At 50.0% G+C, this 1,708-nt stretch carries 1 protein-coding gene; it reads right to left on the bottom strand.

Going from position 1 to position 1,708, the window contains the following annotated elements; all coding sequences use genetic code 11:
• The coding region (locus AC5ELV_RS26230) for a condensation domain-containing protein (protein ID WP_493432448.1) at positions 1–1,708 on the bottom strand (1,708 nt) is incomplete at both ends.

A 1,708-nucleotide genomic window follows, 5' to 3' on the forward strand; every position in this document is an offset into this window, starting at 1 on the left:
ATCTATCGGAACATACGCGCCTCCGGCTTTCATAATCCCGAACATCCCCACGATCATATCTATCGAGCGCTCCGTCATCAGACCCACCAGGCTGTCTGTTGTTACGCCATGACTCCGCAAGGTACGAGCCAATCGGTTGGCTCGTTCATTCAGCTCGCGGTAGGTCAGCTGTTCTCCCTCGAAGAACAAGGCCGCCTGCTCTGGTGTTTGCAAAGCCTGCGCTTCAAACAAACCGTGAATGGTCTGCTCGCTTGGATAGTCCGCTGCCGTATCTCCCCACACGCGAAGGATTTGCTCGCGTTCTTGCTCACTCAATAAATCCAGCTCACCCAATGTCGTATCTGGATTCGTCGTAATGATTTCAGTCAGTCGTATAAAGTGGCGTGTGATTTGCTCAATCGTTTCCCGTTTATACAATGTTGTCGCATACTGCAAACCAAATTGAATGCCATCCTCTTGTTCGCTGGCTTCCAGCGTCAAGTCAAACTTAGCTGGAACCTGCTCCATACCAAATGGCCGGAAGTTAATATCTGGAAGTTTCAACTCGTCTTGTTCCGTGTTTTGTAGTACAAACATCGTGTCGAACAGGGGGTTACGGCTCATATCCCGTTTCACGTTCAGCTTTTCCACCAGTTCCTCAAATGGATAGTCCTGATGCTCATACGCTTGCAAGGACCGTTTTTTCACGTCCTCCAGGTACTGACGGAATGTCTGCGTTGAGGTTGGATAAGTACGTATGGCCAGCGTACCAACGAACATCCCGATGATCGGCTCCAGATCCACGTGTGGCCGTCCCGCAATCGGGGTGCCGACAATAATGTCTTCTTGTCCGGTGTACTGATGGAGCAGCGCTGTATAGGCTGCCAGCAGCATCATGTACAGCGTCGAACCTGTCTGGGCTGCCAGCTCTTTTAATCGTTCGCAGACTTCACGTTCCAGTCCAAATACCACCATATCTCCAGCCGTGCTCCGCACCGCCGGGCGAGCAAAGTCGGTTGGCATATCCAGCAAGGGCAGTTCACCCCTGAAGTTATCTAACCAGAACATCTCCTGACGTTTCATCCAATCCTGCTGTGTTTCACCTTGCTGCCATATGGCATAGTCTTTGTATTGAATCCGTAGCGGAGGCAATACCTCACCGCTGTATAAGCGTACAAATTCTTTGGTTAACACACCTGTTGATACACCGTCCGAGATAATATGGTGCATATCGAGCATCATTAGATATTGCTGTTCTTGTTCTCCCCCCTGTATACCCAGATCCAGCAAGGATACCCGTAGCAACGGGGCTACCTGCAGATCAAACTGACGTACAAAACGTTGAACCCAATCTTGAGCTTCTCGACTTACAAGCTGTTCAGACCCTACTGTTTGCTGCTCGAACGCCGTATCACGATCAGAGATGGGCACATGTATTTGTTGATCAGCTTCTATGTGCGTTAGTACACGCCCTCCCTGCAACTTCGCGTACTCCACATCGAACAATACAGTTTCTTGAATCCGTTGCACGGGTTCATTGTTCACCAGTCCAAAACTGGTGCGGAAAGCTGCATGACGTGAGACCAACTGGCGAAACGCTTCTTCCACCCGTTTTACATCCAGCGGGCCGCTTACCTGTAGCACAGCGGGAATATTGTAGTTCACATCATCTGGATCAATCTGATGCAAAACGTACATCCGTTTTTGTGCCGAGGACAATGGGTAGAAC

It is taken from the genome of Paenibacillus sp. NMA1017, assembly GCF_058895805.1.